This window comes from Pseudomonas gingeri (assembly GCF_013385425.1).
GTDB classification, from domain to species: domain Bacteria; phylum Pseudomonadota; class Gammaproteobacteria; order Pseudomonadales; family Pseudomonadaceae; genus Aquipseudomonas; species Aquipseudomonas gingeri_D.
Map to the genome: position 1 here is coordinate 1 of NZ_JACAQA010000021.1, position 11176 is coordinate 11176.

General features: G+C 62.5%; 11 protein-coding genes. 6 read left to right on the forward strand and 5 right to left on the reverse strand.

The features are described 5' to 3' along the window. Positions 1-97: 97 nt before the first annotated feature. The 4 genes from HX830_RS23610 to HX830_RS23625 form a co-directional block, all read right to left on the reverse strand. Positions 98-514, reverse strand: coding sequence for a DUF3010 family protein (locus HX830_RS23610; protein WP_100942527.1), 417 nt, complete (start codon positions 512-514; stop codon positions 98-100). Positions 515-684: 170 nt separating this feature from the next. Further along, positions 685-1170 (reverse strand): DUF3592 domain-containing protein, encoded by a 486-nt coding sequence (locus HX830_RS23615; RefSeq protein WP_103495256.1) that lies wholly within the window; start codon positions 1168-1170, stop codon positions 685-687. A gap of 69 nt (positions 1171-1239) precedes the next feature. After that, positions 1240-2016 (reverse strand): bestrophin-like domain, encoded by a 777-nt coding sequence (locus HX830_RS23620; protein ID WP_177102946.1) that lies wholly within the window; start codon positions 2014-2016, stop codon positions 1240-1242. Between the two features lie 86 nt (positions 2017-2102). Beyond that, entirely contained in the window at positions 2103-2504 is a 402-nt protein-coding gene (locus HX830_RS23625; protein WP_103495258.1) for a lysozyme inhibitor LprI family protein, read from the reverse strand. Between the two features lie 269 nt (positions 2505-2773). Between HX830_RS23625 and HX830_RS23630 the strand changes: the two genes are divergently transcribed. The 6 genes from HX830_RS23630 to etfB all read left to right on the forward strand — a co-directional run bounded on the left by HX830_RS23630 (position 2774) and on the right by etfB (position 10671). After that, a complete protein-coding gene (locus HX830_RS23630) occupies positions 2774-3751 on the forward strand; it encodes a dipeptidase (RefSeq protein ID WP_100942521.1) in 978 nt (325 codons plus the stop codon). 95 nt (positions 3752-3846) lie between these two features. Beyond that, complete coding sequence (locus HX830_RS23635; protein WP_100942520.1) at positions 3847-4377, forward strand: DUF5943 domain-containing protein; 531 nt, start codon at positions 3847-3849, stop codon at positions 4375-4377. 15 nt (positions 4378-4392) lie between these two features. Then, positions 4393-6453: a dimethylglycine demethylation protein DgcA gene (gene dgcA, locus HX830_RS23640; RefSeq protein WP_152741111.1), complete on the forward strand. Its 2061-nt coding sequence runs from the start codon at positions 4393-4395 to the stop codon at positions 6451-6453. Between the two features lie 268 nt (positions 6454-6721). Beyond that, on the forward strand, positions 6722-8665 hold the full coding sequence (gene dgcB / locus HX830_RS23645; protein WP_177102948.1) for a dimethylglycine demethylation protein DgcB: 1944 nt from the start codon (positions 6722-6724) through the stop codon (positions 8663-8665). Further along, entirely contained in the window at positions 8665-9885 is a 1221-nt protein-coding gene (gene etfA / locus HX830_RS23650) for an electron transfer flavoprotein subunit alpha (protein ID WP_103495261.1), read from the forward strand. The genes dgcB and etfA overlap by 1 nt, the downstream gene beginning before the upstream one ends. 15 nt (positions 9886-9900) lie before the next feature. Next, positions 9901-10671: an electron transfer flavoprotein subunit beta gene (gene etfB / locus HX830_RS23655; protein ID WP_103495262.1), complete on the forward strand. Its 771-nt coding sequence runs from the start codon at positions 9901-9903 to the stop codon at positions 10669-10671. 7 nt (positions 10672-10678) lie between these two features. Here the strand turns inward: etfB and HX830_RS23660 are convergent, their stop codons facing one another. Beyond that, on the reverse strand, positions 10679-11140 hold the full coding sequence (locus tag HX830_RS23660; RefSeq protein WP_152741108.1) for a transglycosylase SLT domain-containing protein: 462 nt from the start codon (positions 11138-11140) through the stop codon (positions 10679-10681). Between the last annotated feature and the right edge of the window lie 36 nt (positions 11141-11176).

Below are 11176 nucleotides of genomic sequence, written 5' to 3' on the forward strand. Positions count from 1 at the left end.
CTTGCTGGCGATGGCGGCCGATAAGGCGATGCAAGACTCTCTGGCCTCATCGCCAGCAAGCCGGCTCCTACAGGGTGGCGGTGTTGAAAGACCCGGCTTACTTTTTCATCAGCGCCGCACAGGCCGTCTTATAGGCTTCATGCTGATATTTGTTCAGCGTGGCCGGCAGGGCGAAGTCGAACTTCTTGTTCTGCGCGTTGATGGTCTGCGGTGACAGCAGCGTCACCTCGCAGTTTTCCAGCAACTGGAAAATCCCTTCGATCTTGAAAGTGGTCGGCCCACCGGCAAATTCGCCTTTCTTGCTGCGCTTCTTGATAGCAATCCGCTCGATGCCCGCGTCCTGGACGAACGCCTTGACTTGGGCGGCGAAGGCTTTGACGTTGGCGGCCTCGTCATCCTCGTCCAGGGCGATTTTCTTGATGGCGACGGCCACGTGCGCGAGGGCGCTGCCCTGCAAGGTGGCGATGGCGAAGATGGCTTCGCTGCCTTTGATTTCGATGCCGCAGAGGGTCATTGGAGTCCTTGGAGCGTTGGGGGAGGCGCCATGTTACCCCTTGTAGGAGCGAGCTTGCTCGCGATGGTGGTCAACGATAACGCGGGAAGTCTGATACCCCGTGGTGTCTGGCCATCCATCGCGAGCAAGCTCGCTCCTACAGTGGGGCAGCGGCGATTAGCCGGAGGCGCTCAGTAGTAGACACCCTCCTCACGAAACCTGGCCATCTGCCGGTAATTCCAGCACAGCAGGCAAAGGCACAGCGCAATCAGGCTCACACTGGCGCTGAAGATGTAGAAGTCCGCGCGCTTGAAGCTGAATTCGCTCTTCAGGCTGTGAAAGCTCGGAAACCAGTCGGAATAGACGATCTGCACATGATCGCCGATCTGGTACGTCGGGTTCGCCACCATCGCGTTCAGGGAGTGAACGCCCTGGCCGCGGTTGCCCAACTCGTAGTCGAAGGCGTAGTAGATATCCGCTGGGGACGCCTGTCTGCGGGTGTCGATGATTTGCGTGATGGTGCCGGTCACTTCCCGTGGCGCCGCCTTGATGGCGGCATACAGCAGCCCGCCGCTCTTGGATAACGCCGCCATGCCAAAGGCCAGGAAAATCAGGAAAAGCAGCAGGACGCCTCGGGTAAAGAGGTAGTCATGTTCGGTTTCTCGGGGCGCGTACATTCAAGTTCCTTTTGAATGAGTGGGTTCACTGCCCAGTCTAGTCGCTGTCCGTGGCCCGTGCAGGGCGCGTTAATCCATGGTTTTGCGCAGGTCGAGCATGATCTGGTCGAAGTAGTCGACGCGGATAAGGCCGATCCGCGGGTACTCGAAATCCAGGATCACATACAGCACACAGACCATCACCAGCGCATAACCCAGGCTGTACAGCCAGTTGCGCCTGGCCGTGCCGGCCATGTCGTAGCCGATGAACAGGGCGCTGACCAGGGTCAGGGCGACCAGCATCAGGTAGATCACCAGCGGCGGGTGGGTTTCCTGTGCCACCCCACGGGTGGTGGTGATGTCGATCATCGAGTTGAGGGCTTGCAGCAGATTGGAGCCCAGCGCCGGCGTGGGCATCTGCGGCAGCGCGGCGACCGACTGTTTCCAGATCTCCAGCTGCAAGGCATTGCCCCGCGCGTTGTCCAGGCTGGAATGGTCGAGTTCGTTGAGGTCGCGGTAGTAGGCGATGCGTGCGTCCACATAGTCGCGAAACGCCTGGCGCAAGGCCGGTTGGTTGGCCGGCGGCAATAGATCCAGGCGTAACCAGGCGGTGCCCATGGCGTTGGTTTCTTCGACAATCAGATTGCGCCGGGCATCCAGCCGGGTGGCCGCGCCGGAAAAGGTGAAGGCGATCAACAGCGCCAACAGGCCAAAAACCGCGCCTTCGACGGCGCTGGTGCCGGTCCGCGCACCCTCGGGGTCAAGGGCCAGATGGTGGTTGCCGATGCGGCGACCGATTTCAATAAACAGCACAATGGCGAGAAAAATCGCCAAGGCATACAGCGGAATGGCTGAAAGTGAGCGCATATGAAGATCCTGTGATGATCGTCAACGACTCGCCTGTACAGCCAATTCAGGACGGGATGCGCTCCAGTGTAGACAGCCGCCCGGGATTATTCCTGGGCAATCGACTCAAGAAACTCCGACCGTTCGTCGCTCTTGCTCGCCAGGCAGTCGTACTGGTCGATGGTGAACGGCTTGCTCCCGGGTTTGGCCGGCAGCGGCGCAATGGCGCAATCGGCATCCCGCGACTTGATCCAGAGCTGTTGGGCCGCCTGCAGCTTGCCGGTGATATCGGCTGCTTGCGCCTTGTCATTGGCGTATTGCGTCTTGACCCGCTCCAGCAGCGCTTCGAAGTTTTCCTTGAGCAATTGCTCGGCGGTGTTCTTGCTGTAGGTGGCGCACTCCAGGGTCTGCTGGTCGTTTTCGACCGCGTCGCAGGGCGAGTTGTCCGCGTCTTCGGCCGCGTGGGCACCCAGGCTGACAAGCGCCAAAGCCAGGAAAATCGATTTCATTGCGGCGTCCCGATCCTTGATCAATAGAGGTGGCAGAGCGATGGAGGGCAATTCTGTCTCAAGCCCGGGCCAAAGAATAGTCGTACATGGACAAGTACTTAAACCTACGGGCCGGAAATGCCCATGGCAACGCCCCTTTGTCGCGGATTGACGCTTTCGGCAATTCCCCTGTCGTTTTTGCACCCGGCTCTCCGGTCCCCTGGGCATATGCTGACCCCAAAGCGCCGGCAGACGATTCGGCGCGTGAATCGCTAATAGGGGACAGCCTGATGAGCCCAGCCGAACTGCACGCCGACAGCATCGTTATCGACGGGCTGATCATTGCCAAGTGGAACCGCGAACTGTTCGAGGACATGCGCAAAGGCGGGCTGACCGCCGCCAACTGCACCGTGTCGGTGTGGGAGGGCTTCCAGGCCACCGTCAACAGCATCGCCTCGAGCCAGAAACTGATCCGCGAGAACAGCGACCTGGTGATGCCGGTGCGCACCACCGCCGATATTCGCAAGGCCAAGGAGCTGGGCAAGACCGGCATCCTCTTCGGCTTCCAGAATGCCCACGCTTTCGAAGACCAGATCGGCTATGTCGAGATCTTCAAGCAGCTGGGCGTCGGCATTGTGCAGATGTGCTACAACACCCAGAACCTGGTGGGCACCGGCTGCTATGAGCGTGACGGCGGCCTGTCGGGCTTCGGTCGTGAGATCGTCGCTGAAATGAACCGCGTCGGCATCATGTGCGACCTGTCCCATGTCGGTTCCAAGACCAGCGAGGAAGTCATCCTCGAATCGAAGAAGCCGGTGACCTATTCCCACTGCCTGCCTTCGGGTCTGAAAGAACATCCGCGCAACAAGTCCGACGCCGAACTGAAGTTCATTGCCGACCATGGTGGTTTTGTCGGTGTGACCATGTTCGCGCCGTTCCTCGCCAAGGGCATCGATTCGACCATCGACGACTACGCCGAGGCCATCGAATACGTGATGAATATCGTCGGCGAAGACGCCATCGGCATCGGCACCGACTTCACCCAGGGCCATGGCCAGGACTTCTTCGAATATCTGACCCACGACAAGGGCTACGCCCGTCGCCTGACCAGCTTCGGCAAGATCATCAACCCGCTGGGCATCCGCACCGTGGGCGAGTTCCCCAACCTCACCGAGACCCTGCTCAAGCGCGGTCACCCTGAGCGCGTGGTGCGAAAAATCATGGGCGAAAACTGGGTCACCGTCCTCAAGGACGTCTGGGGCGAATAACGCCGCGGTCTTTTCCCAACTGACACACACCCTGCGCGCCGGTCGCGCAGGGCGTAAGCGGCCAGCCGCGATCAACGAATTCTGGAGTGTTACCCATGGCTAAAATCGCCCCGCAACTGCCTATCGAAGTCGACAGCGAAACCGGTGTCTGGACGTCCGACGCCCTGCCGATGCTCTACGTGCCACGGCACTTCTTCGTCAACAACCACATGGGCATCGAAGAAGTCCTGGGTGCCGATGCCTACGCCGAGATCCTCTACAAGGCCGGCTACAAATCCGCCTGGCACTGGTGTGAAAAAGAAGCCGAATGCCATGGCCTGGAAGGCGTCGCGGTGTTCGAGCACTACATGAAGCGCCTGTCGCAACGCGGCTGGGGCCTGTTCAAGATCCAGGACATTGACCTGGACAAAGGCACCGCCAGCGTCAAGCTCGAGCATTCGGCGTTCGTCTATGTCTACGGCAAGGTCGGGCGCAAGGTCGACTATATGTTCACCGGCTGGTTCGCCGGCGCCATGGACCAGATCCTGGCAGCACGCGGCAGCGCGATCCGTACCGTGGCCGAGCAGGTCTACGGTGGCTCCGAAGAAGGTCACGACGACGGCTTGTTCACCGTCAAGCCGTTGTAAGTCGAGGATCGCACCATGGCTTTCGAAGCAATGTTCCAGCCGATCCAGATCGGCAAACTGACCATCCGCAACCGCGTGCTCAGTACCGCCCACGCCGAGGTGTATGCCACCGACGGCGGCATGACCACCGAACGTTATATCCGTTATTACGAAGAGAAGGCCAAGGGCGGCATCGGCCTGGCGATCTGCGGCGGTTCGTCCGTAGTGGCCATCGACAGCCCGCAGGAATGGTGGAGCTCGGTGAACCTGTCCACCGACCGCATCATCCCGCACTTCCAGAACCTGGCCGACGCCATGCACAAGCATGGCGCCAAGATCATGATCCAGATTACCCACATGGGTCGTCGTTCGCGTTGGGACGGCTTCAACTGGCCGACCCTGATGTCGCCCTCGGGCGTGCGTGAGCCGGTGCACCGTGCCACCTGCAAGACCATCGAGCCGGAAGAAATCTGGCGGGTGATCGGCAACTACGCCCAGGCTGCGCGCCGGGCCAAGGAAGGCGGCCTCGACGGCGTCGAACTGTCCGCCGTGCACCAGCATATGATCGACCAGTTCTGGAGCCCGCGGGTCAACAAGCGCACCGACGAATGGGGCGGTACCTTCGAAGGCCGGATGAAGTTCGGCCTGGAAGTGCTCAAGGCCGTGCGCAAGGAGGTCGGCGACGATTTCTGCGTCGGCATGCGTATCTGTGGTGACGAGTTCCACCCGGATGGCCTGTCCCACGAGGACATGAAGCAGATCGCCAAGTATTACGATGACACCGGCATGCTCGATTTCCTCGGTGTGGTCGGCTCGGGTTGCGACACCCACAACACCCTGGCCAACGTGATCCCCAACATGAGCTTCCCGCCGGAGCCGTTCCTGCACCTGGCGGCCGGGATCAAGGAAGTGGTCAAGGTTCCGGTGCTGCACGCGCAGAACATCAAGGACCCGAACCAGGCGACCCGTATTCTCGAAGGCGGTTATGTCGATATGGTCGGCATGACCCGCGCGCATATCGCCGACCCGCACCTGATCGCCAAGATCAAGATGGGCCAGATCGACCAGATCAAGCAGTGCGTCGGTGCCAACTACTGCATCGACCGCCAGTACCAGGGCCTGGACGTACTCTGCATCCAGAACGCCGCGACCTCCCGTGAATACATGGGCGTGCCGCATATCATCGAGAAATCCACCGGGGTCAAGCGCAAGGTGGTGATCGTCGGTGCCGGTCCTGCCGGGATGGAAGCCGCTCGCGTGGCCGCCGAACGTGGGCACGATGTGACCTTGTTCGAGAAGAAAGACGCCATCGGCGGGCAGATCACCACGGCTTCGAAAGCGCCGCAGCGTGACCAGATCGCCGGTATCACCCGCTGGTTCCAGCTGGAGCTGGCGCGTCTGAAGGTCGACCTGCGTCTGGGCACCGCTGCTGATGCCGCGACTATCCTCGACCTGCGTCCGGATATCGTAGTGTTGGCCGTCGGCGGGCATCCGAACCTGGAACAGAACGAACACTGGGGCGCCGCCGAAGGGCTGGTGGTCAGCAGCTGGGACGTGCTCGATGGCAAGGTCGCACCGGGCAAGAATGTGCTGGTCTACGACACCATCTGTGAGTTCACCGGTATGTCGGTCGCCGACTTCCTCGCCGACAAGGGCAGCCAGGTGGAAATCGTCACCGACGATATCAAGCCGGGTGTAGCGATTGGCGGTACGTCGTTCCCGACCTACTACCGCAGCATGTACCCGAAAGAAGTGATCATGACCGGCGACATGATGCTGGAAAAGGTCTATCGCGAGGGCGACAAGCTGGTGGCGGTGCTGGAGAACGAATACACCGGTGCCAAGGAAGAGCGGGTGGTCGACCAGGTGGTGGTGGAGAACGGCGTGCGTCCGGACGAGGAAATCTACTACGGGCTCAAGGAAGGTTCGCGCAACAAGGGCCAGATCGATGTCGAAGCCCTGTTCGCGATCAAGCCGCAGCCTTCGCTGAGCGAGTCGGGCGACGGTTACTTGCTGTTCCGCATCGGCGACTGTGTGGCCCAGCGCAACACGCACGCGGCGATCTATGACGCGTTGCGTCTGTGCAAGGATTTCTAACGGCATCACACCATCACCTGTGGTGAAGGGGCAGGTCCATCAGTCAGGAAATGGGATATCGAAAACGCCACATAACCTTGTAGGAGCAGGGCTTGCCCGCGAAGGGGCCCTTGAGGCCGCTAAAAGCTTCGCGGGCAAGCCCTGCTCCTACAGGGACGGTGTTCGGCCTTGACTGATAGGTGCATCCCCTTCGCCACAAGTAGGTGCGCAGCCTTCATCGGAACGCACATGAACCCTTGCAAGACCCGAGGTCTTTGGGAGCTGCACCATGTTGAACACCCTTCTTCCCATCCTGTTGTTTGCCGCCCTGGGCCTTGCCGTCCTCGGCGCGCTGCGGCGGGTAGCCATGTGGCGTCGCGGCCGACCGTCGAAAGTCGATCTGCTCGGCGGCCTTTTCGCCATGCCCAAGCGCTATATGGTCGACCTGCACCACGTGGTGGCGCGGGACAAATACATTGCCAACACCCACGTTGCCACGGCCGGTGGTGCAGTGGCATCCATCGTCCTGGCGATCCTGGTGCACGGTTTCGGCCTGCATAACCGCATCCTCGGCTATGCCTTGCTGCTGATGTCGGCGCTGATGTTTGTCGGTGCGATCTTTGTTTACCTGCGTCGCCGCAACCCGCCTTCCCGTCTGTCGAAAGGCCCGTGGATGCGCCTGCCGAAAAGCCTGCTGGCGTTCTCGGCGTCGTTTTTCCTGGTGACCCTGCCGGTGGCCGGCATCCTTCCGGAAGATTTCGGCGGTTGGGTACTGGCGCTGATCCTCGGTCTTGGTGTGCTGTGGGGCGTGTCGGAGCTGTTCTTCGGCATGACCTGGGGCGGCCCGATGAAGCACGCCTTCGCCGGTGCCCTGCACCTGGCCTGGCACCGTCGCGCCGAACGCTTCGGCGGCGGCCGTTCCACCGGCCTCAAGCCGCTGGACCTGAGCGACCCGAAGGCGCCGCTGGGCGTGGAGAAACCCAAGGACTTCACCTGGAACCAACTGCTGGGCTTCGACGCCTGCGTGCAGTGCGGTAAATGTGAAGCCGCCTGCCCGGCGTTCGCCGCCGGCCAGCCGTTGAACCCGAAAAAACTGATTCAGGACATGGTGGTCGGCCTGGCCGGTGGCACCGACGCGAACTTCGCCGGCAGCCCGTATCCAGGCAAAGCCATCGGCGAGCATGCAGGTAACCCGCACCAGCCGATCGTCAACGGCCTGGTGGACGCCGAGACCCTGTGGTCCTGCACCACCTGCCGCGCCTGCGTCGAGGAATGCCCGATGATGATCGAGCACGTCGATGCCATCGTCGATATGCGTCGTCACCTGACCCTGGAAAAAGGCGCGACCCCGAACAAGGGCGCCGAAGTCCTGGAAAACCTGATCGCCACCGACAACCCCGGCGGTTTCGCCCCGGGCGGTCGGATGAACTGGGCGGCGGACCTGAACCTCAACCTGCTCGGCGAGAAGAAAACCACCGACGTGCTGTTCTGGGTCGGCGACGGTGCCTTCGATATGCGCAACCAGCGGACCCTGCGTGCTTTCGTCAAAGTGCTGAAGGCGGCCAAGGTCGACTTCGCGGTACTCGGCCTGGAAGAGCGCGACAGCGGTGACGTGGCCCGGCGCCTGGGCGACGAGGCAACCTTCCAGCTGTTGGCCAAACGCAATATCCAGACCCTGGCCAAATACAGCTTCAAGCGCATCGTCACCTGCGACCCCCACAGTTTCCATGTGCTGAAAAACGAATACGGTGCTTTCGGCGGCGAGTACCTGGTGCAGCATCACAGCACCTATATGGCCGAACTGATCGGCGCCGGTGCCCTGAACCTCGGGCAGCACAAAGGCAACAGCGTGACCTATCACGATCCGTGCTACCTCGGCCGCTACAACGGCGAGTATGAAGCGCCGCGCGATGTACTGCGGGCCCTGGGGATCGAGGTCAAGGAAATGCAGCGCTCCGGCTTCCGTTCCCGTTGCTGCGGCGGCGGTGGCGGCGCGCCGATCACCGATATTCCCGGCAAGCAGCGGATTCCCGATATGCGCATGGACGACATCCGCGAAACCGGTGCCGAACTGGTGGCGGTCGGTTGCCCGCAATGCACGGCGATGCTCGAAGGCGTGGTCGAACCGCGTCCGCTGATCAAGGATCTGGCCGAGTTGGTGGCCGACGCCCTGCTTGAAGAAGCGGCGCCGAGCAAACCAGCCCCCAAGCGTGAACCCGCGGAGGTGCACTGATGAGCGATATTATCCGCCGCGACCCTCGCGCCGAGTGGATCGCCCGTAACCGCCTGCACCCGTTGCACGCGGCCATGCAACCGCAGCAACAGAGCTGGATGGGGCCTAACGGCCTGGTCCGCAAGAATGTCCATGGCGTCGGCTTTATCGGCCCCAACGGCATCAAGCGCATCGACCGCAGCGGCGCCCAGCAGGGCGGCGCCACCAAGCGTTCGGCCAGCGTCGAAGTGCTGCTGCCACTGCATCAGGTGCCGCAACCGGCGTTTTATATCAGCGTGGTACCGGATATGGTCGGCGGTCGCCTGAGCAGTCACGACCGCGACCTGCTGGGCCTGGCCCATCAGATGGCCGGCAAGGACGGCGCGGTATTGGCCGTGGTCTTTGGCGAGCACAAGGAATCCGCTTTCGAAACCGCCGGCGTCGACCGCCTGCTGGTGCTCGACGGCAATGAGTTCAGCGGTTATTCACCGGAACAACGGGTCCAGGGCCTGCGGGCTGTGGATAACCAGTTCAATCCCCGTCACTGGTTGCTGCCGGACAGCCGCAGCGGTGGTGGTGAACTGGGCCGCCGCCTGGCCGCGAGCCTGGGTGAGCGCCCGGCCACGCGGGTCTGGCAGGTCAAGGGCGAGGAGTGCATCGGCCGTGCCGGTGCAGGCCTGCAGGACTTGGCGCGACCCTTGGCCCGGTTGATCCTGGCCGCCGCCGAATGCGCCGAGCCGGTCAGCGAAACCCGTCATGAAGCCTTGCCCGTGGAGTTATCCACAAGCGTGGTGCGCAGCTTGCCGAGGATCGAAGATCTCGGCGCGGTGGCGGTGGACCCAGGGGCGATTCCCATGGCCGAAGCCGAATTTATTTTCTCCGGCGGCAACGGGGTCAAGGACTGGGCGCTGTTCCACGAAACAGCGGCGGCCTTGGGCGCCACCGAAGGCGCATCACGGGTGGCGGTGGACGACGGCTTTATGGCCCGTGAGCGCCAGGTCGGCGCCAGCGGCACCTGGGTCACCGCACGGGTCTACGTGGCCGTGGGGATTTCCGGGGCGATCCAGCACCTGCAAGGTATCGGTGCCTGCGACAAGGTGGTGGCGATCAACCTCGATCCGGGTTGCGACATGATCAAGCGGGCCGACCTGTCGGTGATCGGCGAAAGCAGCGAGATCTTCCGCGCCCTGATCGCGGCGGTGACGGCATACCGCAACGGCGCCAAGCGCGATGCGGCTTAAGGTAGGGATGACGTCATGAGTACGAATGTAATCAGCCTGGTCTCCATCGGCGCCCACCCCACCTCGGGCCGCGCCCGTCGCGCCGAACAGGATGCCCGCGCGGTGGAACTGGGTTTGCAACTGGCTGGGGATAACTTGCAGGTGGTGCATGCCGGCGATGTCTCGGAGCCGGCGCTGCGGGCTTACCTGGGTATGGGCCTGGACGAATTGCGGGTGCTGGAACAACCGGCCGGCGCCGATGCGCTGCCAGTCCTGACCGATTATCTGCGCGACGCCGGCGCCCAGTTGGTGCTCACCGGCAGCCAGGCGGAAACCGGTGAAGGCTCGGGCATGCTGCCGTTCCTGCTGGCGGAAAACCTCGGTTGGCCGCTGGTGGTGGGCTTGGCCCAGGTCGAGTCCATCGAACACGGCGTGGCCCATGTGCTGCAAGCTTTGCCGCGGGGGCAGCGGCGTCGTTTGAAAGTCCGTCTGCCGTTTCTCGCGACGGTGGATAACGCCGCGCCCAAGCCACGGCAGAGCGCCTACGGCCCGGCGCAACGGGGTGTGCTGCAGGCCGAGGAAGTGGAGGTGCTGGAGGATGAGTTATTCACAGGCGCCTTGCTGCAACCGGCCAAGCCACGGCCCAAGCGCTTGAAGGTGATCAAGGCCAAGAGCGGCGCCGACCGGATGAAAGCGGCCACGGCCAAGGCCAGCGGCGGCGGTGGGCAGGTGCTCAAGGGCGTCAGTGCCGAGGCCGGAGCCGATGCCATTCTCAAGCTGCTGATCGAGGAAGGCGTGCTGCGCTGAAGCCCGTTCAGCGCCGTGTAGATCGGTACAGCACCAACAACTCACGGTAGTAGTGCCACACCTGCAACGCATAGTGCTCGCGTCCGTCGCCCTGCTCCGGCAGGGCGCCGGCGTTGTAGGCCCCCACGGCCGGCCAGCCGTAACCCAACTGCTGAATGAACTGCGCCAGAATCCAGGCCCCGACCATGACGCTGGTGCAGGGCTCGCTCTGCAGCTTGTGCTCGTCGATACCAAAGGCCGCCAGGCGCGGCAGATGGCGGCTGTTGATTTGCATCAGGCCGATATCGCGGCTGCCGTCGCGGTTGATATTGAGCGCCGCCGGGTTCATGCCCGACTCGACTTGGGCGATGGCGTAGAGCAGCAGCGGGTCGATGTGATAACGCTCGCCGGCGTCCTGAAAACAGTTGGCCTCGGCGCTGCCGGCCAGGATCAGGTAGAAGACGACGAGCAGGGTGTATGGATGGCGCATCGGGTTCTCTCGCAAAGCGTGTGGCCAAGACACCTC

Bases quoted from the DNA above. Each gene is read 5' to 3' on its own strand.
- HX830_RS23610 (WP_100942527.1), bottom strand. From the start codon at position 514: ATGACCCTCTGCGGCATCGAAATCAAAGGCAGCGAAGCCATCTTCGCC.
- HX830_RS23615 (WP_103495256.1), bottom strand. From the start codon at position 1,170: ATGTACGCGCCCCGAGAAACCGAACATGACTACCTCTTTACCCGAGGC.
- HX830_RS23620 (WP_177102946.1), bottom strand. From the start codon at position 2,016: ATGCGCTCACTTTCAGCCATTCCGCTGTATGCCTTGGCGATTTTTCTC.
- HX830_RS23625 (WP_103495258.1), bottom strand. From the start codon at position 2,504: ATGAAATCGATTTTCCTGGCTTTGGCGCTTGTCAGCCTGGGTGCCCAC.
- HX830_RS23630 (WP_100942521.1), top strand. From the start codon at position 2,774: ATGAGCCCAGCCGAACTGCACGCCGACAGCATCGTTATCGACGGGCTG.
- HX830_RS23635 (WP_100942520.1), top strand. From the start codon at position 3,847: ATGGCTAAAATCGCCCCGCAACTGCCTATCGAAGTCGACAGCGAAACC.
- dgcA (WP_152741111.1), top strand. From the start codon at position 4,393: ATGGCTTTCGAAGCAATGTTCCAGCCGATCCAGATCGGCAAACTGACC.
- dgcB (WP_177102948.1), top strand. From the start codon at position 6,722: ATGTTGAACACCCTTCTTCCCATCCTGTTGTTTGCCGCCCTGGGCCTT.
- etfA (WP_103495261.1), top strand. From the start codon at position 8,665: ATGAGCGATATTATCCGCCGCGACCCTCGCGCCGAGTGGATCGCCCGT.
- etfB (WP_103495262.1), top strand. From the start codon at position 9,901: ATGAGTACGAATGTAATCAGCCTGGTCTCCATCGGCGCCCACCCCACC.
- HX830_RS23660 (WP_152741108.1), bottom strand. From the start codon at position 11,140: ATGCGCCATCCATACACCCTGCTCGTCGTCTTCTACCTGATCCTGGCC.